Genomic DNA, 21,943 nt, shown 5'->3' on the forward strand with positions numbered 1-21,943 from the left:
AAAAGGCGTTATGAAGAATGATCTGTGTCATTTCATAACGCCTTTGTTATGGTTGGAATTATAAACGTCTCATTTTTATTTGTCAATAAGTTTTTTAACATTTTTTGTGCAGAAAATGTATCTTTTTTAGCACAATTTTAACTGTTTAATTCGTTCTCAAGCATGCGGTATCCGACTCCGACTTCTGTAAAAACATACTTTGGAACCGCTGGATTTTCCTCAATCTTTCGGCGGATATTTGCCATATTTACACGAAGAATTCTATTATTTGTATCTGCATGAGGTCCCCATATATCCTTGATGATAGATTCATATGTAATAACCTTTCCTGCATTCTCTGCAAGAAGAGATACCAGCTTATATTCAATCTGTGTAAGTCTGACTTCTTCCTCTCCAAGGAATACCCTTCTCTTGTCAAAATCAATTTTTAGCTGATCTGCATGATACATCGGTGTTTTCGTCTCTGTTTCCATTGGCTGCCTTCTATGTCTTAATGCAGTACGGATCCTTGCGAGCAGTTCCTGATTGCCAAATGGCTTGGTTATATAATCATCTGCCCCTGCATCCAGGGCTTTTACTTTCTCAGATTCACTGTTTCTTGCTGAGATTACGATGATCGGAGTAACAGCCCATTTTCTGATCTCAGAAATCACATCAATTCCATCCATATCTGGTAGTCCAAGGTCTAATAAAATAATATCTGGGCAGTATGATTCTGCGCACTGAATTGCCTGAGTTCCTGTGGTTGCTATAATTGGTTTGTAGCCATTTGTCTTTAAGATCGTTGATATGAAATTGCCGATGTTTTCTTCATCTTCAACGATCAAAACAGTAAATTTAATCTCTGTCATAGTTTTTCTTCCTCCGTCAATTCTTCCTCATCCATTGGCAGACTAAAACTAAACTCTGCTCCATCCTCATAGTTTCTTGCATAGACATCACCTTGATGTGCCATAACAATGGATTTGCAGATACTTAATCCAATACCCATTCCCTTGCGGCTTTCATGATCAATTGCTCCTGCACATCCATCAAAAATCTGAGCAATACGTTCAGGTTCAATTCCAACTCCATGATCCCTAACATAAAATACAACATTCTTTTCTTCTTCTTTGATGTCCAGTTCAATCGGTCCACGAGTTCCTGCATGTACCCATGCATTTTCAAGAAGGTTCATAATGACCTGCTCAATCAACGTTGGATCCATTGGTACCATAAGAAAATCTTCTGGAATCTTCACCTTTAATTCGCTGTCTGGATAACGCTTATGGTAACGCTGAATTGCTTCTGACACCACTTCTTCGAGAGGCTCTGGCACCTTTTTTACATGCGGTTGTGTATCACTTCCATTGCTCTGAATCCTTGTAATACTAAGAAGATTTTCCACCATGTTTAACAGCCAGTTTGCATCTTCTTTAATTCCCATGACAAGCTGGTCTTTTGCCTCTTCATCAAGCTGATCTTTTGCCTCCAGATAGGTTGAACTTGCCCCGATCATTCCGGTCAGCGGTGTTCTTAGATCATGGGAGATCGCTCTTAATAAATTCGAGCGCATCTTCTCCTTCTCTTTCTCGATCTGAAGCTCATTGATCTGCTTGTTATATTCATTTAATTTCGCAAGTTCTTTCTCTCTCTTAACAGCCGCTTCTTTCTCTCGGTTTAAGCTTGTTGTCGTCATATTGGTTATGATCGCAATCACTAAAATTCCAAGGAATGTCATTGGATATCCATCGATCATAAAATTAATCTTAAAGTATGGAAATGTAAATCTCCAGTTAATAAAAATAACGCTTAAAAGTGAGGAAACAATCCCCCATCCATACCCTTTTGTATATCTTGAGATAAAAAAAGTTGCCAATGTATAAATCATTGGCACATTAATATTGTGAGCTGTCTGATAGAAAAAAATATGCGCAATGATAGTCGCAATGATCAGGATCGTAACCGAAATCAAAAAATCCTTCTCCCACTGCATCAGCCCTTTTTCATTCTGCTTCATGTTTATTCTCCATTTGGGCGAATGTTCACATCAATCTTACATTTTGAAACGTGGTCAGAATTGACACTTAGGTCATAATCTACCTGCAAACGCATCTGTTCCTCTTCTTCCATCCAGTCAATATTGCTTGTATTGACTCCCATCAAAAGACTTCCAAATGGTGTATCATAATAAGAGAGATTTTCTTTTCCCTCCTCAAAGATCATATGAGATCCCTGTGGACCTTTTCTTGTAAGTTCTACACTGTTTGGCCCGATCTTTAAGACATTCTTTGTAACTTCATTATCTTCTGAAAGCTCATCATATAAAATATAATGCTTGCCATTTTTTAAATAATAAGCTCCTGTTGTTACCATCTCGATCGGATTTTCTGGATCAACATCCATCTGAAGCCCTGAAATGTTAATTAATACTTCTTTCGTCATTTATCTTTCACTTCCTAATAATTCTCAATATCTACCGGCTGTACATAATCCACATGGCATGGCAGTACTTTGTCGGCAAATGATAAAAACTGGTCTGCCATATCACTGACATAGTACTCATACTGTGCTACATGATCCTCTGAAGCTGCCATATCTCTCTGTGCAAGCATCTGTTTTAAAGTCTTTGCAACTTCGTAAGCAGGGTTCACTAAAGTAACCTTGTCACCCACAAATCTCTGGATTGGATTAATAAGCAATGGATAATGCGTACATCCAAGGATCAGAGAATCGATGTCATACTGCTTAAATTCTCTTAAATATCGTGATACCATATCCTCTGTGATACGGTCATCAATCAGTCCTTCTTCTACCAATGGTACAAATAATGGACATGCTTTTGTGACTACCGTCACAGACGGATCTAATTTTCTTAAATACTGTCCATACTGTCCACTCTTGATCGTAGCATTCGTCCCAATGATTCCAATATTCTTATTCTTTGTCGCATTCATCGCTGCAACAGCACCTGGCTGTACCATACCGATGATCGGCACATTATATAGATCCTGTAAATCAGCTAAAGCGAGGGCACTCGCCGTATTACAGGCGATGACCACTGCTTTGACACCTTTACTTAACAGAAAATTGACGATCTGTCTGGAATAACGCACGATCGTATCTTTGGATTTGGTTCCATAAGGCACACGTGCAGTATCTCCAAAATATATCATACTTTCTTCCGGAAGCTGACGCATGATCTCTCTTGCGACAGTCAATCCACCAACTCCGGAATCAAACACCCCAATTGGTGCATTCATAGCTATTTCCTCCTAACGATATCTTGTCATTGCCTGATCAATTAATATATCAATTAATTCAGGAATATCAAGTCCGCATGCTTTCCATAACATTGGATACATACTGATACTTGTGAATCCTGGCAATGTATTGATCTCGTTAAATACAACTCTTCCTGATTCTTCTAAGAAGAAATCAACTCTTGATAATCCAAATCCGTCAACGGCTTTAAAGATTGCTTCAGCATCTTCTCTGATCTTCTGCTTAGATTCTTCTGGCATGTCTGGATCTACAACCGTCTTAGATTCTGCGTTGTTATATTTTGCATCGAAATCATAGAATGCTGCTTCTTGGGCTGCGAGGATCTCTCCAACACAGGTACTCTTTACTTGTGTTCTATCACCTAACACGGCACATTCTACTTCTCTTCCGACAATTGTCTCCTCACAAAGAATATTGCGGTCGTGTTTCACCGCTTCGTATAATGCTGCTTCTAATTCTTTTCTGTTCTCTGCTTTGGAAACTCCCTTGGAAGATCCTGCGCAAGAAGGTTTTACGAAGATTGGATATGGGATTTCTTTTTCCACACGATCCATTGCTTCATCTAAATGTTCAAAATCACTTTCTCTAACATGAACAAACTTCGCCTGATCGATACCAATATGGTCTACAATGATCTTCGTGTATACTTTATCCATAGAAACTGCAGATGCTAAAACTCCACATCCAACATATGGAATCTTGGACAGTTCAAATAATCCCTGAACTGTTCCGTCTTCACCATTCATACCATGAAGAACTGGAAAGATCACATCCACTTTCTGAAGTTTGTATGTACCTTCTGCAAGGATGACTAAAGAACGAGTTGTTGTATCTGGAGAGATAAATGCTTTGACTTCTCCTTCTCTCCAGCTTCCGTCTTCAATATCCTTTACACTGTCTACTAATAACCATTTTCCTTCTTTCGTGATTCCAACTAAAATCACGTTATATTTTTCAGTGTCCATGTTCTTGATGACTGTCGTTGCTGACAGACATGAAACATCATGTTCAGAGGAATCTCCTCCAAAGATCACTACTACATTCTTCTTCATTGATCTAAACTCCTTTATCATAATAAAAGTATAAAAATTTAAAATAAATTATTTTATTATCACTTGATTATATCACAAATTTCTCAAAAATAAATCCTTCAAAGTAAGGTTCATTCTCTTTATATGCTTTTTGATCACGAAATGTCCATCCATAGATTGGAATCTTATAAAATTTCCTGCAGATTTTTAATGGAAGGCAGTCTTTATATTTATAACGATAAGCTATAAAATCTGGTTTTGTAATAAAATTTGTTAATAGATTCTTCATAATGAAATAAGCAATCTTACGTGAAAATGATCCTGCTTCTTTCTCTTTGAAGAACTGCTCACTTAACTGCCCGCGGATCACTTCTGGACGATTCTTCTTAAACCAATATAAAGCATAAGGATGAAAACATTCGATACAATATAATCCCCTGTATCTGTCCAATGCCTTTGCTACTTTCTTACACAACTTGCGGTTACATGTTTCCATTTTAAGTTCTATAAGTAATGGGACTTTTCCATCAATCTCTCCCAAGACTTCTATAAACCTTGGAATTCTCTCTTTTGTTCCCATCAGCCGGTATCTGCACAGCTCACGGTAAGTAAGATCCTGAATCTTCTTATTCACACCACATGTTCTCTTAAGATCGTAATCATGATGGATTACCATAACACCATCTTTTGTAAGCTGCACATCCAGTTCCATACCATAACCTAATTCCTTGGCTTTCTTAAAAGCAGCCATGGAATTTTCTGGAATGCCTTCTTCCCCATGAAATCCACGATGTGCATAGTATTTCACATTCAGCACTGGATGTTCACGCTTTTTTCCCGGATCGATCATCTTGATGTATACAAAAATTAAAATTGGAATCCATAATAAGATCATTGCTCATTCCTCTTTTCCTTGACCATCGCAGTTAATGTTTCACGTTCATTTAATACAGGCTGTTCTAATACCTGATCTAGCAGCCATGACAAAATTTCTCCTATTTCTTTTCCCTGTGGAACTCCCATATCCATCAGGTCTTTTCCATTGATCTTTAATTCTTTGATAGAAAGGCAATTTTTCTCTTCAATGATTTCTTCAAACAGTCTCTTGGTTTCATTTAAAACCTGTTCTTTTTGTTCTTTGTGATAATCGCTCTGTGCATTAATATCTGCCCTCTGGACCACCATTAATCTTGCAAATAATTCTGGTGTAAGTTTGCTGACCCATCGTCTTATCGTTTTTTTATTTACTTCTTCAAACGATGCAAATCTGCGATCATGCCATCTAACAAGAGTTGTGACCTGTTTGATCGTCTGATTATCAAATTTTAATCTGCGAAGGATCTTTCTTGCTATTTCTTCTCCGATCACTGGATGCATTTTAAAATGATCTTTATCCGGTCCTTCCACTCTTGCTTCTGGTTTTCCAATATCATGCAGCAACATTGTCCAGCGGTAAATATGTTCTGCCTCGATATTTTTCATAGCTTCGATCGTATGAATTCCGACACTATATTTATGATGTGGATTATTCTGTGGTGTCTCCATCATAATATCAAATTCAGGGAAAATAATCTTTGTAACACCTAATTTATATGCATTTACCAAAACCTCTGGATGTGCGGATGTGATCAGTTTTTCTAATTCTACCTGAATTCGTTCTGCACTGATGTCTTTTAGGAATCTTGCCTGATTCCTGATCGCTTCTTCGGTTTTTTCTTCAATCTCAAATCCTAACTGTGCCTGAAATCTTAAGGCTCTTAGAATTCTTAAAGCATCTTCATCAAATCGCTTCGTTGCCTCTCCAACGCAACGGATCATTTTGTTCTTAAGATCTGTCATTCCATCGTACATATCAATGATGCCTTCACTGTCATTGTATGCCATGGCATTGATCGTAAAATCTCTTCTTAATAAATCCTCTTTTAAGGATTTTGTGAAATGTACTTCATTCGGTCTTCTATGGTCTTCGTATTTTCCATCGACACGATAGGTCGTCACCTCATATGGCTCATGATTCATCAATACTGTAACTGTTCCATGTTCGATTCCTGTATCTACTGTATGTTCAAATATTTCTTTGACTTCCTGAGGTGAAGCTGATGTTGTAATATCCCAGTCACCCGGAGTTCTTCCTAATATCGAATCTCTGACACACCCACCTACGATATAGGCTTCAAATCCATGTTCTTCTAATGTCTTAATTACTTTTGCTGCCTGTGCTGGCATGTTAATCTTCATCTTCTCACCTCATCTTTTCTGTTTATCATAAACGGAAGAATTGCCGGAAATGTATCTTCATAATTCCCGGCAATTGTATTCATTATACTCTTAGTAAGCTTTTCCAAAGTAAACCATCTTCTTCGCAGGTTTTCCACAGTGAACGCATACGTCACTTAAATGTTCCTGTTCAAATGGCATACATCTTGTTGTAGCTGTTGTCTCGTCTTTGATTGCTTCTTCACATTCTGTTTCTCCACACCACATTGCTTTTACGAAACCATCCTGTTTCTCAATGTGAGCTTTGAATTCATCCCAATTCCTAGCTTCTACGGTATGTTCAGCTAAATGTTTCTTCGCTCTCTCAAGCATATCGCTCTGCATCTGTTCTAATACTTCACCAAGTTTTGTCTCGATCTCATCTAAAGATACGATGATCTTCTCTCTTGTATCACGGCGAACGATCACTGCCTGATTCTTCTCAATATCTTTTGGTCCGATCTCAATTCTTGTAGGAATTCCGCGTACTTCCTGTTCACTGAATTTCCATCCTGGGCTCTTATCAGAATCATCGACTTTCACTTTGTAAGAAGAAGCAAGTTTCTTTCTGATCTCTTCTGCTTTCTCAAGCACTCCTTCTTTCTTCTGCATGATCGGTACGATCATTGTCTGTACTGGTGCGATTCTTGGTGGTAATACAAGACCTGAATCATCTCCATGAACCATGATGATCGCTCCGATGATACGCGTAGACATTCCCCATGATGTCTGGTGTACATACTGAAGTTTATTGTCTTTATCTGTATATTGGATACCAAATGCTTTCGCAAATCCATCACCGAAGTTATGGCTTGTTCCAGACTGTAATGCTTTTCCATCGTGCATTAATGCTTCAATTGTATATGTGGCATGTGCCCCTGCGAATTTTTCTTTCTCTGTCTTCTGTCCCTTAACAACTGGAATTGCAAGGTACTGTTCGCAGAAATCTGCATACATATTTAACATCTGTACAGTTCTTGCTTCCGCTTCTTCTGCTGTTGCATGTGCTGTATGTCCTTCCTGCCAGAAAAACTCAGAAGTTCTTAAAAATGGTCTTGTTGTCTTTTCCCAACGTACGACAGAAACCCACTGATTATATAATTTAGGCAGATCTCTGTGAGACTGGATGATCTTTGAATAGAAATCACAGAATAATGTCTCTGATGTAGGTCTTACGCAAAGACGTTCTTGCAATTCTTTCTGTCCACCATGAGTTACCCATGCAACTTCTGGTGCAAATCCCTCTACATGATCTTTTTCTTTGTTTAAAAGGCTTTCTGGAATGAACATTGGCATTGCAACATTTTCCACACCTGTTTCTTTAAATTTGGCATCTAATACTTTCTGGATATTCTCCCAGATCGCATATCCGTTTGGACGTAAGATCATACATCCACGAACGCTTGAATAATCTGCTAATTCTGCTTTCTTAACAACATCTGTATACCACTGTGCAAAATCGTCTTCCATCGCAGTGATCGCTTCTACTAATTTCTTATCTTTTGCCATTGCAAAATGTCTCCTTTTCTGTGGTTGTGTACATATTTTTCATGTACAACTATACTAAGAATAATATTACTGTAAAATGGCGGATTTTTCAAGGGTTTTCCTATGGGTTGCGTTTTTATTTACTAAATGCCAGACATGCAGCTCCGATCAGCCCACAGTCCTCTCCTAATGCTGCTGGCACGATCTTCACATTACCTTTTAATGCATCATACACTTTTCCTTTAGCACGTTTTTCGATTTCTTCGATAAATCCCGGAATCTTTAGTGCCACACTTCCGCTTAAGACAAATAATTCTGGATCAAGTATGCCATAAAGTGTTGCAATAAAACTTGACAGATATTCATAAGCATCTTCCATGATCGCTGCTGCCGTTTCATTTCCTTCCTGTGCAAACTGATAGACTTCACCTGCATGTGCTGCATTTAATCCTGCATCATTGGCACGTTTTGTGATCGCTGTTCCGCTGGCAATAGATTCTATCGAACCTTTCTTTAAATCTCCCTGTGATGGTCCATTTTTCCATAAAATACAGTTTGCTACTTCCTGTGCAAATCCTTTTGCACCACGATAGATTTTTCCATCGATGCATAGTCCTGCTCCGACTCCTGTTGAAATGGTCAGAAATTCAATGATCTTCTTTCCTTTTCCTGCACCGATCACAGCTTCTGCAAGTCCCGCAAGATTTGCATCATTTTCAAGCTGGACAGAAACTCCTGTGATCTTTTCTAATTCTTTTGTCAGTTCAAAATTATGCCATCCTGGAAGATTTGGCGGTGTTAAAATGACTCCATTGATCAAATCTAATGGTCCAGGGCATGAGATTCCGATTCCTTCAATTTCCTGTCCAAATTCTTTGATCACATCATTGATCTGGTTTAATGTTTTCATTGGATCTTTTGGATCTGATCCAAACTGAACTCTTTCTTTGATCTCATATTGTTCATTGATCAGGGCAACTCTTGTATTTGTTCCTCCAACATCAATTCCTACTGCATATTTCATAATTTCTTTCCCTCCTGTATAAACGAAAAGGGGGACAACCGAAGCTGTCCCCTCTTTATGTTGCTATTATTTGCGAATATCTTATTCGTAGTAGTATTTAACTTTGTCTGCAGAATCAAATAAGTTAACTTTGTGAGCAATAACTTCTCTACAAGCTTTGATTGGTTCTGGGTAGATTTCAAGTGGCTCTCTGTATTCTGGATGAGCATTTAATACTTCTCTGCATTTTTCATAGAATGCAACTTTGATATCACTTGAAATGTTGATCTTAGAAATACCGATTTTAACTGCTTTTGCGATTTCTTCATCTTTGTTGCTTGATCCACCATGTAATACTAATGGAATATCAAGAGTATCTTTTAATGTCTGTAAGATATCAAGACGAAGTTCTGGTTTCATATCGCTTGGATAGATTCCGTGAGCTGTTCCGATTGCTACTGCTAATGTGTCAATTCCTGTTTTTTCAACAAAGTCTTTTGCCTGATCTGGATCTGTATAGATAACTCCTGTTGTTCCACCTTCGATAGAGTTTCCTGTTGTTCCGATTGTTCCAAGTTCACTTTCTACAGATACATTTGCAAGATGTGCAACTTCACATACTTTCTGAGTGATCGCAATGTTTTCTTCATATGGAAGTTTAGATGCATCGATCATAACAGATGTGAATCCTGCCTGAATTGCTCTTACAACTGTTTCATATTTGTCACCATGGTCTAAATGAATAACAACTGGTACATCTGTTTTAGATGCTTCATAGATCATGCTCTGTACTAAACTGTTTTCAACGAAGTTGAATTCATCTGGAGACATTTCTAAGATAACTGGGCTTTTCATTTCTTTTACCTGCTGCATAACAGCTTTTAATAACTGATCACTACCAATATTGAATGCTGGTACTGCGAATCCTTTTTCGTCTGCTACTTTTAAAAGTTCTTTCATGTTCATTAACATAGTTCTATTTCTCCTTTTTAATGTTGATATCTTATTCTGTCTGCCGCAAAATCTGCGGCAGACGTTTGTTATGCTGATTAAATTAAACTTATAATGATTTTCCTTCTGATCCAGACAGGTGGATATATTTTTTCACTAATTCCTGGCTATCGATCTCCACCTGATGCATCATTACCCAATAATTGATGTCTGGATCTTTTTTAAGATGCTTTTTAATACTGTCTACATTGGCATTCATAAAGTCACATCCTACATTGATCTTATTGATTCCAAATTCAACACATTTTTTAATATTTTCATCACCAGAACCGCTTCCCCCATGCAGAACCAGTGGCATCTTTGTTTTTTCTTTGATTTCTTTCAATCTTTCAAAATCAAATTCTGGCACATATCCTTCTGGATAGTTTCCATGAGAACTTCCAAAAGAAATTGCTAATGCATCAATTCCGGTTTCTTTTGCAAATCGTAAGGCTTCGTCTGGATTGGTTTTCATATCATCGTCCGTATAATTATCACCTTCACTGGCTCCCATACATCCGATCTCTCCTTCGACACTTGCATCGAACTGTTGCGCAAATTCTACGATCTCTCTTGTCATTCGGATATTACCTTCCAAGTTATATCTGGAAGCATCTACCATAACACTGGAATATCCATCAACTAACGCTTTCTTTAACAATCCGATTTCTTCCCCATGGTCGAAATTCAAAGCTACTTCAACACTTGCTCTTTGTGCCAGTTTTTTAACGATCGGTGCGATCAGATTGCTGTCACAATGATTTACCATATGTTCCTGTACGATATTGATGATGATCGGTGCTCTTAAAGACTGTGCTGCATTGATCACCGCCCTCGCTGTCTCAATGTTAAAACAGTTGATTGCCATGACTGCGTAGTTACCTTCATTGGCACGTTTTAACATTCCCTTCATTGATACATACATAATTTATCTGTCCTTTCTGATCCTATGAAATAGTGAATCCTGATAAATCAAGATCTTCTTCTTTTTCGTCAACCATTGGCTCATCTTCTTCTGTTTTCTTTTTCTTGATCAGTACAAGTAATACACCTGTAACTGCTGTTCCTGCTAACAGTGCGATAAGTGCTGCGATTGGATTTGACATTGCTGGGATTACAAATACACCACCTGATGGTACTTTGCTTCCTACATCAAGGCTAAAACTGATTGCTCCTGTAACACCACATCCTGTTGCTGTACAGATAACTGTACGGATGATATCATTCATTGCGATTGGGATAACACCTTCTGAGATCATGCAAAGACCCATTGGGAATGCAACTTTGATATTTTCTTTTTCCTGTGCTGTATAAATGTTTTTATTCAGTAATTTAGATAATACTAATGAGAATGTAATTCCAAGTGGTGGAACCATAGCTGCTAATACTTTGATCGCTTCTGGTCCTGTAATTCCCTCTAACAGTAATCCATCACAGATTAAGTTAGGTACTTTACTGATTGGTCCACCGAAGTCGATACATCCAAGAGCTCCGATGATAAATCCATAAACTGCTTTTGAAGACTGGTCAAGTCCTGTAATAAAGTTTGTTAGGGCTTTTGTTGCCATTGTGATTGGTGTTCCTACTACGAAGAACATAATAAGTCCAGCGATGATTGCTGATAATGTTGGTACGATCATCATTGGCATTAATGCTTCTGCCCATTTAGGTACTTTCAGGTTATTCTTAATGAATAATGCGATATAACCTACTAAATAACCACCAACCATTCCACCTAAGAATCCAGCTCCTAAGAATGATGCGATCTGACCCATTAAGAAACCAGGTGCAATACCAGGTCTGTCAGCTATTGAGTAAGCGATATATCCTGAGATGAAGGATGGCAATAATCCCATTCCTAATACACCAAGTGTTGTCATTGCACTAGGAATTGTCATTTTAGATAATTCAGTTACGTTTTCTCCTCCCATTAAGTTACCGATCGCGATCAGTAATCCTGATGCTACGACTAAAGGTAACATGTAGGAAATGGCCGTCAATGCGTGACGTTTTAATTCCGCTCCAAGTTTTTTCATTGTTCTCTTCTCCTTTAAGTATAGTTTTTTGTTTCTCTCTTATTTACCTAATTCATTTTCGATCTTTTCGATCAGTTTCTTAGGTGCTTTTACACAAACATTTGTAGGAACTTTGATCGTAGGTTTTCCTTCAAATCTTTCTGTTCCTGTAATAGCAATATCAACTGCAAGGATTACAACATCTGCTTCTTTGATTTCTTCTGCTGTTAATTCATCCTCTGTTCCGATTGTTCCCTGTGTTTCCACTTTGATTGTGTGTCCCATGCTTTCAGCTGCACGGATTAATTTTTCCTTTGCGATGTAAGTGTGCGCGATTCCTGATGTACATGCACATACAGATACGATTTTCATAACTTACAACTCCTTTCTTATTTTTCTTTTGGTTGTTTATTACCTCTTTCTTTATGTTCTAATCATACACCAGCTTTCCTTACTGTGTTCATTAAGAGAGGGCTTTTTAATGTGGCATTTTTTCCATTTAATTATGACATTTTTTCAATACGGGCATTTTAATTAGGGTAGTTTTTTGTTTCACATTCCACAACGGAAGTATTTAAATGTGGTAATTTTTTATTTATTTTTAACATATAGAAATGCAAAAGATCCCTGCTCCTATTGGAACAGGGATCCTAAGAATTATATAGAGTGTTAGGAAACTTATTTATGCAAATACAGCTTTTAGATCTTCTACTGTGCTAGCATTCAGCAGAGCTTCTACTGCATCGTCATTACCTAAGGTTCTTGCTACTTCAGCCAATAATCTTAAATGAGTTTTTGCATTCTCATTATCATTTCCAACTGCGAATAAAAAGATCAGTTTTACACCATTTCCATCCAGTGTCTCCCATTCGATCTCATCCTGAACTTTACCAATCGCAATTCCTACCTGTGTTACAGAATCACTTTTCCCATGAGGAATTGCCACATAGTGTCCAATTCCTGTCTGTCCCTGTGATTCTCTCAAATAAATATCTTCTATATAAGAATCAACATCCGCAATATATCCGGCATCTTTTAATTTTCCTGCAAGATGCTCGATCGCTTCTTTCTTATTCTTTGCTGTCATATTTAAGTCGATAACTCTTTCATCTAATACACTTTTAATATCCATTTTTAATTCTCCTTTTAACTTTTCTTTTTACTTATTGAATCAGATACTTATATAACTCAATGTTTGATTTCATACTCTTTAATTTCTCTAATTTTTCCTCAGAATCGATCAGTGTTACATATTCTTTATAAAACATCTGAATCCTGCTGATCTCATCTCTGGTACTTAAACGGAACGCCAGTAAAAATACGACCTGAACCTGTTCATTGTCCCACATGATCGGATTTTTTAAGATTGCTATCCCAACTTTTGATTCATTAACCGCTGTCGGTGAACCATGCGGAAGACTGACCCCATTTCCAATCGTTGTTGTTGTTTTACTCTCACGATCCATAACTGAATCATAAAAATCTTCTGTAACAACATGCTTTTCTTCCATTGCCTGGCTCATTATTTTTAAACATTCTTCTTTTGTTTTGACTTCCAGATCAGTAAATATAAATTCCGGTGAAAATAAAATAAAACATTCTGGTGAAAATGGTGTTGCATTTTCTATCATCATAGAATTCATATTGTCTAAATGTGCCCTCAAAGTGGAAATTCCTGTTTCATTTAAGATATTTGGAATGACTACAATTCTCTTATCTTTTTCTTTTCTCTCTTCTGTCGAAATGATAATGTCATAATCTTCATAATCCGCAATCTTAAAGTCATGAATACTTACAAATTTAATTTCATCAATTTCTGGCACAGATTTCTTAATCTTTTCTTTTACTAATTGTGTATGACCCATGTTAAAATTAGAAACCATTACCGTGCGGTACTGATGTTTTTTTCTTTCGATCGCTGCCTGAATATATAACACGATATATCCAATTTCATCTTCTGTAATCTGAAGTCCATAATATTCTTCAAACAAAATACTGATCGCCCAGCTTGCACGAAATACATTCTTATATTCTTTTTTTATAAAATCAATCAATGCATTTTTTTGTGGCGTTCCATAACGAAGTCTGAAAATTGTTGGTCTTAAATGAATGATCAGGCTTTCTTTTACCTTCTCATCTGAAGTGAGATCAACATCTAAAATATCTCTGATTACCTTTAACATGCGATCTACAAAATCAACCAATTTATTGTCATATTTCTTTACCTGACTTAATGTCACATCTACATCTGATATTCCAATAAACTTTGAACACAAAATCTGAATTGATAAAAACAAAACATCTTCTGTCAAAAAATGTACATGAAATACTTCTTCTAATTTTTCAAAGATTGCTACCGTAAATGCATATTCATTATATTTCTTAAGAATTTTTAATTCCTCTGGAAAATAATCGCTGACTAATGGTAATGCAAGCTCTTTTCTCTTATACGCGATGCAACAATAAATTAAGATCTCATAAAATGATTCATCTGTGAAATGGTAATCCCATTCGTTTTCTGTTTGAATGATACATTTTCTGATCGCAGAAACATCAATGTTAGAAAAGAAATAATCTATATTCTCTTTGATCTCTTCTCCTGGTTTCTTCATCATGATCAGATTCTTTAATGCAACTCTGTATTCATTTTCTTCACTTTTGAGCCGATATCCCTTTCCTCTTTCATTCACAAGGGAAATGTGATATACTTCCAGCCATTCTTCGCATTCCTTTAATACTTTCAGCATTGTTGGAACACTTAAGAATAACTTCTCAGCCAGTTTCTGTGTTGTCATTGTCTGCCATGGCCGCAGATTAAAAAATATCTTTAATGTCTCATTTACTCTATCTCTTGGATCATAATTTCCTACTTGCAGATCTTCATCTGATAATGCTTTTTGTATTTCTTCTTTTTGATTTTCATTTGCTTCCAGCCAGATTCCAACTCGTGGTTTCCGCTGAATTTCTCCAAGATTATTTTCTAATAAGAAGTCACTCAATTCATTTAACCGATTCCTGACAGACTTTTCAGATAATCCGATCTCTTTGGCAATCTTTCCAGTTGCAATGATCTCTCCATCTGAAATACAGTCAAAAATCTGTTTCATATAAAATTTATCTTTTGAACGTTTCATGTTATTGGTCCTTTCAAATTTAATGACTTTCTTTTTTGCACCTCCTGTTGTTTAACTTGGATTTAGTATAGCATGGAATGCTAAACTCAACTTATCAACAACGGACTTTTTAATGCGGTACATTTTATATGATGCAAAAAGAAATACGGTAAAAAATCTTTTTTAAAATGTGGTAATTTTTTAGCCAAAAAAAGAAGAACTCCCGTTTATTTCATAGTTCTCCTTTTACATAAATTTATAAGAGGGCAGAATCTAAGTTCTGCCCCCATATATTTTTATATTATTATTTTATCGCACATGCTGCCCCGACATATTCCATTCGGTTTTCTTTTACGCTCATAATATCTGCATGTTCCCCGCAAACACGGCAGTTCTTATTCTTTGATGGGAATTTGACTACCCTTGTATTCATCGTTAATCCATCCATCACAAGCATTTTACCCGTCAGCAATTCCCCGATTCCTAACAGATATTTGATCGCTTCTAGGGCCTGAATACATCCAATGATCCCTGCAACTGCGCCTATGATTCCTGCCTGACTGCAGTTTGGCACAGATCCACTCTCTGGAATCTCCTCAAAGATGCATCTGTAACATGGCTGATCATTTTCTGGAACATAAGTCATAACCTGTCCCTGAAACTGTAAGATTCCTGCATGACAAAATGGTTTCTTCAACAACACACAGGTATCATTGATCAAAAACTTCGTCTCAAAGTTATCTACAGCATCAATGATAAAATCGTATTCTTTGAACAATTCTTCTGCGTTATCCGCATACAAATACTCTGGATATGTGTTTACCTTGATATGCTCGTTTAATTCAAGCATTGATTTCTTGGCAGACTCTGCCTTATTCGTTCCTTCTCTTTTCGTTGTGTGAATGATCTGTCTCTGCAGATTAGACACACTGACATCATCTGCATCCACAATTCCGATCGTTCCAACTCCTGCTCCTGCAAGATATAAAGCCGCTGGTGCTCCAAGGCCTCCGGCTCCGATGATCAGAACTTTTGATTTCTTTAACTTCTTTTGTCCGTCACTTCCTACCTGTGGCAGGATGATCTGACGATCATATCGTTTGACCTCGTCTGGTGTTAATTCTTCTGTAGACGAAAACAGATGCAGTCCGTCCTTTGAAACGTCCTGCATCTGTTCTTTTTGGGATGTCACATGTAATAACCATTCTCGGTAACCGCCGGATAAGTTAAAAGCTTCATACCCTTCCTGTCTTAATTGCTCAGCAATCGGGGCACTTTTCTCTCCGTAGTTGCAATATACGATCAGTCTCTTATCCTTTGGAAGTTCCTCAATGCGGGAGAAATCACCAGCCCATTCGTAAGCCTTAGGTATATGTCCATGCTGGTATGCGATCTCACCTCGTACATCAAGATAGATATAATCATCATCGGACAGTAATTCTACTTGCTGTACCGTGATTTCCATATTCTTTCCTCTTTATTCTTAGTCTTCAGCGAATAATGCTGTAGATAAGTATCTGTCTCCTGAATCTGGAAGTAATGCTACAATTGTCTTTCCTTTGTTTTCTGGTCTTTCTGCAAGGATTGTAGCTGCTTTTAGAGCTGCTCCTGAAGAAATACCAACTAAGATTCCTTCGCTGTGTGCGAATGCTCTTCCTTCTGTAAATGCATCTTCATTCTCGATTGTGATGATCTCATCATAAATCTTTGTATTCAGTGTGTCAGGTACGAATCCTGCACCGATTCCCTGAATCTTATGTGCTCCAGCTTTTCCTGTTGATAATACTGGAGATGTTGCAGGTTCAACTGCCACTATTTTAACATCTTGGTTCTGTTCTTTCAAGTATTCACCCACACCTGTTAATGTTCCACCTGTACCAACACCTGCTACGAAGATGTCTACTTTACCATCTGTCTGATCCCAGATCTCTGGTCCTGTTGTTGCTTTATGTGCAGCTGGGTTTGCTGGGTTCACGAACTGTCCTAAGATAACTGCTCCATCAATCTCCTTTGCAAGTTCATCGGCTTTCGCGATGGCACCTTTCATTCCTTTGGCACCTTCTGTTAATACTAATTCAGCACCATAAGCTTTTAATAAGTTTCTTCTTTCAACACTCATTGTATCAGGAAGTGTAAGGATTGCTCTGTATCCTTTTGCTGTTGCAACTGCTGCAAGACCGATTCCTGTGTTACCACTTGTTGGCTCGATGATCGTTGATCCTGGTTTTAACTGACCTTTCTTCTCTGCATCTTCGATCATTGCTAATGCAATACGGTCTTTTACTGATCCTGCTGGATTTAAATACTCAAGTTTTGCAAGAATCGTTGCATCTTTAACTCCTGCTTTATCTGCATATCTATCTGCTTTAAGAAGTGGTGTTCCTCCGATTAATTCTAATGCGCTTTCTGTGATCTTACTCATAATTTTAAACCTCCATAATGTTTGCTGTTTTAACTTCTATTCTATAATATTTCTTTGTTCTATATCTTAAATCGTAGCTTTACTCATATGAAAATGAACCCATATTCATATATGTCTCCTGACAGCAACAACAACATTTGCCATCTTTCTTCTGTGTCACTACGGTTATTCTCATATGTTTTCGCTCCTTTCTGATTTCCTATATTTCTACTAGGTTTTCTATGTTTTAGATTATACAACCATGTATAGTCGTTGTCAACATTTTTTATGTCTTTTTTATTATAGGTTTTTCCTTGCAGGATTCTCCTATAAATATTTTATGAAATTTCCATCAATGCTGCCCTGATTCGATCTAAAGCTTCTTTGACTGTACTTCTTGGACATGCCACATTGATTCTCTGGAATCCTTCTCCGCTCTTTCCAAAGATCTTTCCACTGTCTAACCATAGTTTTGCCTTATGAATGATCAAATCTTCTAACTCATCCACATTAAGTCCTGTGTCTCTGAAGTCAAGCCACACAAGGTAAGTACCTTCATGATCGATCATTTTCACACCCGGTAGTTTTTCCTGAACATATTGTTTTGTAAATTCAATATTGGCCTGCACATAAGATTTCATGTCACAATACCATTCTTCTCCTTTTTCATAAGCCGTCTGGCAGGCAACTAATCCCATAACTCCCAGCAGATTTGTTCCTGCTGCGCTTAGTTCAGCTTTAAATCTATGTTTTAATTTCCTATTTGGAATAAAGATATTTGATAGAGCCAGTCCTGCAAGATTAAATGTCTTGCTTGGTGCGGTGCATGTCATCGTGATATCTTCATATTCTTTTTTGATCGCTGCAAAGACTTGATGTTTTCCTTTAAACACAACATCCGCATGAATCTCATCACTGACAACAAGTACGTTATGTTTTAAACAGATATCTCCAACCTTCTCTAATTCTTCTTTTGTCCAGACACGCCCGACTGGATTATGCGGATTACATAATAAGAATAGTTTGACATCATTTTCAATGATCTTTTTCTCAAAATCTTCGTAATCCATATGATAGCGGTTATCATCCCCAAAATAAAGATCACTGCTTACCACATTTCTTTCATTATTTGTGATCACTCCGGAAAATGGATAATAGACCGGAGACTGAATGATCACGTGATCTCCCTGCTTTGTAAATGCTTTGACTGCCATCGCAAGTGCAAAGACAACTCCCGGTGTTTTTACAAGCCAACGCTCTTTGACTTCCCAGTTGTGGTGTGTCTTCATCCAATTGCTGACTGCATTAAAATATGGAGTCTGCACCTCACTGTATCCAAAGATTGCTTGTTTTGCACGTTCTACCAAGGCATCTTCTATATAAGAAGAAGTTTTAAAATCCATATCCGCAACCCACAATGGAAGCACATCTTCTGGCAGTCCTTTGCGTTTGGCAAAATCATATTTTAGACAATCTGTATTTCTTCGATCTACATGCTCATCAAAATTTAAGTTTCTCTCTGGCATCTTATTCACCTCGTACTTTTGCAAATACCTGTTCCAGCTCGTTTAATAAGTCTTTGATATTCTCAATTCCAACAGACATTCTTAACACACAGTCTGTGATTCCATTTTTTACTCGGATCTCTTCTGGAACATCTGCATGTGTCTGTGTTGCTGGATATGTGATCAATGTTTCAACTCCTCCTAAGCTCTCTGCATATTTGATCATTTTAACATTTTCAAGAATTTCAAATGCATACTCTTTTTTCGTAAGTTCAAAGGTAAGCATTGCTCCAAATCCTCTTGCCTGTTTCTTCATGATCTCATATCCTGGATGTTCTTCAAATCCTGGATAAATAACTTTCCCTACAATATCCTGTTTCTTTAACCATTTAGCGATCTCTATCGCATTTTCCTGTGCACGGTCCATACGGACTCCTAATGTCTTGATCCCTCTTTGGATCAGAAAACAATCAAATGGTGCTAATCCGGCTCCTGTTGTCTTGATCAGGAATCGGAATCTTTCACTGATATCTTCTCTATTTGTCACTAAGAAACCAGCCAGTGTATCATTGTTTCCCCCCCCCAAGATATTTTGTTCCGCTGTGTACAACGATATCAGCTCCAAGATCTAATGGATTCTGGAAATATGGGGATAAAAATGTATTGTCAATGATCAGAAGAAGGTTATGTTCCTTTGTGATTTCTGCTAATGCCTTGATATCTGTGACATTCATCATTGGATTTGTCGGTGTTTCGATGTAAACTGCCTTTGTATTTTCTCTGATATATCCTGCGACATTTTCTTTGTAACAATCTACGCTGCTGAATTCAATTCCATTTTTCTCTGAAACGTGATTAAATAAACGGATACTTCCACCATATAAATCCGCATCAACGATCAGATGATCTCCTGTATTTATGTCCTATCTTATTTTATCCAAAGAAATGTAAGAATAGCATGTAACTCACTGTTCCAAGTAAAATGCTGATCAAAGTATTATGTTTCCACTTATAACTAACTGCTGTGATCAGTGCTGCAATTAATTTCCATAATCCGTCTGCCACAAAATCATCTCCGACATCTTTCAGGCAATACACGATCAGCACTGCCATGATCGAAGATGGTAACACCATTCCTAATCGTTTGATCTTATCTGGAAGTTCTTTTCCTTCTTGAAATACAAGAAAAGGGAGGGCTCGAAGTCCAAATGTGATCACGGCTGAAACTAAGATTGCGATCACTGCCATTTTTGCATTCATTTTTCTTCCCCTTTCTGTCTAACTTTCCTGCTGTTTACTGTTCCAGAAGATCAAAACTCCAGAAACGATCACTAAGGCTGGCAGCATAAATGCGGTCTGCCCAAAGATCAGTAATGCGATGATCGCGATCAAGATTCCTGCAATCGCTGGAAAATGCTTGTCCGCTTTTTCCCATTGATCGATAAAAATGATGATAAATAATGCAGTCATACAAAAATCAATCCCTGTTAATTCAAATGGAATCAATTGCCCGATCAAACCTCCCATCACAGCTCCAAACATCCAGTAACATCTGCTGAAGAATGCGACAAGAAACATCTCTTTTCTGCTGTTTTCATCTTTGTCTTCGATCGTACAGTTTACTGCATACGTTTCGTCTGTCATCGTATGGATCATATAAAGTTTCTTTCTTCCCATCTTTCGGAATATCTCCAAAAATGAAAGACTGTAAAAACTCTGCCTGCTGTTCATCAAGAGTGCCGTCACTGCGATCGTCACAATGGATGCCCCACTGCTTAAAAATGTGATCAGGACAAACTGGAATGCTCCTGTATACACAGTAAGACTTGTAAAAAGCGAATAATACCACGCAAATCCAGCATTCTCCATCATCATTCCATATGCCATACTGACAAATACATAGCTGCACATGATCGGTATGGATTTGATAAAAGCTTGTTTTGTTACATCTTTTACGCCTTGCATAAATCCTTCACTACTTCCCCTGCAATGATCAGTCCTGCGACAGATGGTACAAATGCTGTACTACCTGGGATTGCTCTTCTTTCTGTACATTTATGTTTTTCTCCTGGAGGACAGATACAGTTTGTTCTGCAGCTGTTTGCCATATCGTCTTTAGGTTTGATCGGCATTTCTTCAGAGTATACAACTTTTAATTTCTTAACTCTTCTCTTCTTTAACTCTCTTCGCATAACCTTTGCAAGAGGGCATACTTTTGTCTTATAGATATCTGCCACTTTAAACTGGCTTGGATCTAATTTATTTCCAGCTCCCATACTGCTGATGATCGGTACATTCTTTTCCTTTGCTACCATAACTAATGAGATTTTTGCTGTTACTGTGTCAACAGCATCAACGATGTAGTCATATTCCTCAAATGGAAATTCCTCTGCATTTTCAGGTAAGAAGAAGCATTTGTGAACGTTGACTTTCGCATCTGGATTGATCTCTAAGATACGGTCTCTCATCACTTCTACTTTGTATTTTCCGATGGTTTTTCTTGTTGCAATGATCTGGCGGTTTAGGTTTGTTAAGCAGACTTTATCATCATCAATAAGGTCGAACTCACCGATACCGCTTCGTACTAAGGCTTCGCATACATATCCACCAACACCACCGATTCCAAAGACAGCAACTCTGCTGCCAGCTAATTTATCAAGTGCTTCTTTTCCAAGTAATAGTTCTGTTCTTGAAAACTGATTTAACATTTCTTTCTCCTTATAATTAGAATAAACTAGCGGAGCCTGGCATTTATCTGACCATGCTAAGCTTCCGCTAGTTTGTATTTCCTACTATTTCTATTGGTTTTAATTATATGTGAACGATGATTGGATGTCAAGACTGTTTTCTCTCATTGATTATATCAATTACAATACT

23 protein-coding genes are annotated in these 21,943 nt (G+C 37.5%); all 23 read right to left on the bottom strand.

The features are described 5' to 3' along the window. Positions 1-137: 137 nt before the first annotated feature. Entirely contained in the window at positions 138-851 is a 714-nt protein-coding gene (locus tag KE503_RS04385) for a response regulator (protein ID WP_055196380.1), read from the bottom strand. Next, on the bottom strand, positions 848-1,999 hold the full coding sequence (locus KE503_RS04390; protein ID WP_117944015.1) for a sensor histidine kinase: 1,152 nt from the start codon (positions 1,997-1,999) through the stop codon (positions 848-850). The genes KE503_RS04385 and KE503_RS04390 overlap by 4 nt, the downstream gene beginning before the upstream one ends. A 2-nt stretch (positions 2,000-2,001) precedes the next feature. After that, complete coding sequence (locus tag KE503_RS04395; protein ID WP_022374707.1) at positions 2,002-2,424, bottom strand: DUF1934 domain-containing protein; 423 nt, start codon at positions 2,422-2,424, stop codon at positions 2,002-2,004. A 14-nt stretch (positions 2,425-2,438) separates the two neighbouring features. Then, the gene (murI, locus tag KE503_RS04400) at positions 2,439-3,242 is read right to left on the bottom strand and encodes a glutamate racemase (protein ID WP_022374708.1); all 804 of its coding nucleotides are present in this window, start codon (positions 3,240-3,242) and stop codon (positions 2,439-2,441) included. A gap of 12 nt (positions 3,243-3,254) precedes the next feature. Then, on the bottom strand, positions 3,255-4,316 hold the full coding sequence (locus KE503_RS04405) for a D-alanine--D-alanine ligase family protein (protein ID WP_022374709.1): 1,062 nt from the start codon (positions 4,314-4,316) through the stop codon (positions 3,255-3,257). A 67-nt stretch (positions 4,317-4,383) separates the two neighbouring features. Then, positions 4,384-5,190: a glycerophosphodiester phosphodiesterase family protein gene (locus KE503_RS04410; RefSeq protein WP_212384576.1), complete on the bottom strand. Its 807-nt coding sequence runs from the start codon at positions 5,188-5,190 to the stop codon at positions 4,384-4,386. Then, complete coding sequence (locus KE503_RS04415; RefSeq protein WP_212384577.1) at positions 5,187-6,533, bottom strand: CCA tRNA nucleotidyltransferase; 1,347 nt, start codon at positions 6,531-6,533, stop codon at positions 5,187-5,189. Before KE503_RS04415 ends, KE503_RS04410 begins: the two co-directional genes overlap by 4 nt. Before the next feature lie 90 nt (positions 6,534-6,623). After that, positions 6,624-8,060, bottom strand: a complete 1,437-nt coding sequence (gene proS, locus KE503_RS04420; RefSeq protein ID WP_055196385.1) for a proline--tRNA ligase — start codon at positions 8,058-8,060, stop codon at positions 6,624-6,626. A gap of 115 nt (positions 8,061-8,175) precedes the next feature. Continuing rightward, the gene (locus KE503_RS04425) at positions 8,176-9,063 is read right to left on the bottom strand and encodes an ROK family protein (RefSeq protein ID WP_212384578.1); all 888 of its coding nucleotides are present in this window, start codon (positions 9,061-9,063) and stop codon (positions 8,176-8,178) included. 81 nt (positions 9,064-9,144) lie between these two features. Then, the gene (locus KE503_RS04430; protein ID WP_055196387.1) at positions 9,145-10,014 is read right to left on the bottom strand and encodes a ketose-bisphosphate aldolase; all 870 of its coding nucleotides are present in this window, start codon (positions 10,012-10,014) and stop codon (positions 9,145-9,147) included. 88 nt (positions 10,015-10,102) lie between these two features. Then, positions 10,103-10,957, bottom strand: coding sequence for a class II fructose-bisphosphate aldolase (locus KE503_RS04435; RefSeq protein ID WP_055196388.1), 855 nt, complete (start codon positions 10,955-10,957; stop codon positions 10,103-10,105). A 22-nt stretch (positions 10,958-10,979) separates the two neighbouring features. Continuing rightward, on the bottom strand, positions 10,980-12,068 hold the full coding sequence (locus KE503_RS04440) for a PTS fructose transporter subunit IIC (protein ID WP_055196389.1): 1,089 nt from the start codon (positions 12,066-12,068) through the stop codon (positions 10,980-10,982). 39 nt (positions 12,069-12,107) lie between these two features. Beyond that, positions 12,108-12,419 (bottom strand): PTS fructose transporter subunit IIB, encoded by a 312-nt coding sequence (locus KE503_RS04445; RefSeq protein WP_008392341.1) that lies wholly within the window; start codon positions 12,417-12,419, stop codon positions 12,108-12,110. 310 nt (positions 12,420-12,729) lie between these two features. Then, positions 12,730-13,179, bottom strand: coding sequence for a PTS sugar transporter subunit IIA (locus KE503_RS04450; protein ID WP_008392340.1), 450 nt, complete (start codon positions 13,177-13,179; stop codon positions 12,730-12,732). Positions 13,180-13,210: 31 nt separating this feature from the next. Next, entirely contained in the window at positions 13,211-15,181 is a 1,971-nt protein-coding gene (locus tag KE503_RS04455) for a BglG family transcription antiterminator (protein WP_212384579.1), read from the bottom strand. Between the two features lie 283 nt (positions 15,182-15,464). Beyond that, positions 15,465-16,625 (bottom strand): molybdopterin-synthase adenylyltransferase MoeB, encoded by a 1,161-nt coding sequence (moeB, locus tag KE503_RS04460; RefSeq protein ID WP_212384580.1) that lies wholly within the window; start codon positions 16,623-16,625, stop codon positions 15,465-15,467. Positions 16,626-16,643: 18 nt separating this feature from the next. Then, positions 16,644-17,582 carry a cysteine synthase A gene (cysK, locus tag KE503_RS04465; RefSeq protein WP_212384581.1) on the bottom strand — a complete coding sequence of 313 codons (939 nt, stop codon included), beginning with the start codon at positions 17,580-17,582 and terminating at the stop codon, positions 16,644-16,646. 317 nt (positions 17,583-17,899) lie between these two features. After that, the gene (locus tag KE503_RS04470; protein ID WP_212384582.1) at positions 17,900-19,087 is read right to left on the bottom strand and encodes a MalY/PatB family protein; all 1,188 of its coding nucleotides are present in this window, start codon (positions 19,085-19,087) and stop codon (positions 17,900-17,902) included. A 1-nt stretch (position 19,088) separates the two neighbouring features. Continuing rightward, positions 19,089-19,613 (bottom strand): PLP-dependent transferase, encoded by a 525-nt coding sequence (locus KE503_RS14830; protein WP_330621880.1) that lies wholly within the window; start codon positions 19,611-19,613, stop codon positions 19,089-19,091. Positions 19,614-19,632: 19 nt separating this feature from the next. Continuing rightward, positions 19,633-19,986 carry an aminotransferase class I/II-fold pyridoxal phosphate-dependent enzyme gene (locus KE503_RS14835; RefSeq protein ID WP_330621885.1) on the bottom strand — a complete coding sequence of 118 codons (354 nt, stop codon included), beginning with the start codon at positions 19,984-19,986 and terminating at the stop codon, positions 19,633-19,635. A 13-nt stretch (positions 19,987-19,999) separates the two neighbouring features. Beyond that, on the bottom strand, positions 20,000-20,326 hold the full coding sequence (locus KE503_RS04480) for a branched-chain amino acid transporter permease (protein WP_212384583.1): 327 nt from the start codon (positions 20,324-20,326) through the stop codon (positions 20,000-20,002). An 18-nt stretch (positions 20,327-20,344) separates the two neighbouring features. Next, positions 20,345-21,031, bottom strand: a complete 687-nt coding sequence (locus KE503_RS04485; protein ID WP_055196395.1) for an AzlC family ABC transporter permease — start codon at positions 21,029-21,031, stop codon at positions 20,345-20,347. Further along, positions 21,019-21,774 carry a tRNA threonylcarbamoyladenosine dehydratase gene (locus KE503_RS04490; RefSeq protein ID WP_212384584.1) on the bottom strand — a complete coding sequence of 252 codons (756 nt, stop codon included), beginning with the start codon at positions 21,772-21,774 and terminating at the stop codon, positions 21,019-21,021. The genes KE503_RS04485 and KE503_RS04490 overlap by 13 nt, the downstream gene beginning before the upstream one ends. Positions 21,775-21,943 lie beyond the last annotated feature (169 nt).

The sequence above is a fragment of the Anaerostipes sp. Marseille-Q3525 genome (assembly GCF_018223505.1).
Taxonomy (GTDB): domain Bacteria; phylum Bacillota; class Clostridia; order Lachnospirales; family Lachnospiraceae; genus Anaerostipes; species Anaerostipes amylophilus.

What these genes read in the sequence shown, in the direction of transcription:
- KE503_RS04385 (WP_055196380.1), bottom strand. Translation starts at nt 851, where the DNA reads ATGACAGAGATTAAATTTACTGTTTTGATCGTTGAAGATGAAGAAAAC.
- proS (WP_055196385.1), bottom strand. Translation starts at nt 8,060, where the DNA reads ATGGCAAAAGATAAGAAATTAGTAGAAGCGATCACTGCGATGGAAGAC.
- KE503_RS04430 (WP_055196387.1), bottom strand. Translation starts at nt 10,014, where the DNA reads ATGTTAATGAACATGAAAGAACTTTTAAAAGTAGCAGACGAAAAAGGA.
- KE503_RS04425 (WP_212384578.1), bottom strand. Translation starts at nt 9,063, where the DNA reads ATGAAATATGCAGTAGGAATTGATGTTGGAGGAACAAATACAAGAGTT.
- KE503_RS04440 (WP_055196389.1), bottom strand. Translation starts at nt 12,068, where the DNA reads ATGAAAAAACTTGGAGCGGAATTAAAACGTCACGCATTGACGGCCATT.
- KE503_RS04415 (WP_212384577.1), bottom strand. Translation starts at nt 6,533, where the DNA reads ATGAAGATTAACATGCCAGCACAGGCAGCAAAAGTAATTAAGACATTA.
- KE503_RS04490 (WP_212384584.1), bottom strand. Translation starts at nt 21,774, where the DNA reads ATGTTAAATCAGTTTTCAAGAACAGAACTATTACTTGGAAAAGAAGCA.
- KE503_RS04470 (WP_212384582.1), bottom strand. Translation starts at nt 19,087, where the DNA reads ATGCCAGAGAGAAACTTAAATTTTGATGAGCATGTAGATCGAAGAAAT.
- KE503_RS04405 (WP_022374709.1), bottom strand. Translation starts at nt 4,316, where the DNA reads ATGAAGAAGAATGTAGTAGTGATCTTTGGAGGAGATTCCTCTGAACAT.
- KE503_RS04485 (WP_055196395.1), bottom strand. Translation starts at nt 21,031, where the DNA reads ATGCAAGGCGTAAAAGATGTAACAAAACAAGCTTTTATCAAATCCATA.
- cysK (WP_212384581.1), bottom strand. Translation starts at nt 17,582, where the DNA reads ATGAGTAAGATCACAGAAAGCGCATTAGAATTAATCGGAGGAACACCA.
- moeB (WP_212384580.1), bottom strand. Translation starts at nt 16,625, where the DNA reads ATGGAAATCACGGTACAGCAAGTAGAATTACTGTCCGATGATGATTAT.
- KE503_RS04450 (WP_008392340.1), bottom strand. Translation starts at nt 13,179, where the DNA reads ATGGATATTAAAAGTGTATTAGATGAAAGAGTTATCGACTTAAATATG.
- KE503_RS04480 (WP_212384583.1), bottom strand. Translation starts at nt 20,326, where the DNA reads ATGAATGCAAAAATGGCAGTGATCGCAATCTTAGTTTCAGCCGTGATC.
- KE503_RS04455 (WP_212384579.1), bottom strand. Translation starts at nt 15,181, where the DNA reads ATGAAACGTTCAAAAGATAAATTTTATATGAAACAGATTTTTGACTGT.
- KE503_RS04395 (WP_022374707.1), bottom strand. Translation starts at nt 2,424, where the DNA reads ATGACGAAAGAAGTATTAATTAACATTTCAGGGCTTCAGATGGATGTT.
- KE503_RS04390 (WP_117944015.1), bottom strand. Translation starts at nt 1,999, where the DNA reads ATGAAGCAGAATGAAAAAGGGCTGATGCAGTGGGAGAAGGATTTTTTG.
- KE503_RS04435 (WP_055196388.1), bottom strand. Translation starts at nt 10,957, where the DNA reads ATGTATGTATCAATGAAGGGAATGTTAAAACGTGCCAATGAAGGTAAC.
- KE503_RS04445 (WP_008392341.1), bottom strand. Translation starts at nt 12,419, where the DNA reads ATGAAAATCGTATCTGTATGTGCATGTACATCAGGAATCGCGCACACT.
- murI (WP_022374708.1), bottom strand. Translation starts at nt 3,242, where the DNA reads ATGAATGCACCAATTGGGGTGTTTGATTCCGGAGTTGGTGGATTGACT.
- KE503_RS04410 (WP_212384576.1), bottom strand. Translation starts at nt 5,190, where the DNA reads ATGATCTTATTATGGATTCCAATTTTAATTTTTGTATACATCAAGATG.